Annotated in this window: 1 pseudogene; it reads left to right on the top strand. The window is 48.9% G+C overall.

Annotated elements, in window-relative coordinates:
• Positions 1-593, top strand: a pseudogene (locus R7O13_RS28910) (DNA polymerase III subunit gamma/tau); the annotation flags it as partial.

The raw sequence follows: 593 nt of genomic DNA on the forward strand, positions 1-593 counted from the left end.
TGGTGCAAACCGACATCGTTAGCCACATGCTGGGAACTATCGATACGGATCAAGCGATTCACTTGCTTGAGTCGATCAGCAGTAAACAACCTCAACAAGCCATGGATAAAATCCACCAATTGGCGGCGAATGGTGTTGAGTGGGACGGTTTATTGCAACAAATCGCGACGCAGTTACACCGCATCGCTATGTATCAAGCACTGCCTGCGTCACTAGACCGAGCCCAACCTGATGCAGAAAAAATCGAATTATTAAGTAAAGCGCTCAGTCCACAAGATGTGCAGCTTTACTATCAAATCGCGCTAAAAGGTCGTGAAGATCTGACGCTGTCTCCAAATGGCCGTGTTGGTATGGAGATGATCGTCTTACGTATGTTGGCTTTTCGTCCATCAGCGAATAACTGTGCAAATGTCGTTACCGCAGGATCTCAACCTCAGTTGAGTCAGATGCCAAATGCGAGTCTAACGAATTCAGCGCCAGCACAGCAGGCTCCGGTAGCACAACAGCAGTCGCGCCCAAATCCAGTGCAAGCACAACAATCTGTTTCGCAGCCCGTTCGTCCGTCAGTGAATCAGCCTGCGTCAATGAATGAA

Source organism: Vibrio sp. Y176, assembly GCF_033438945.1.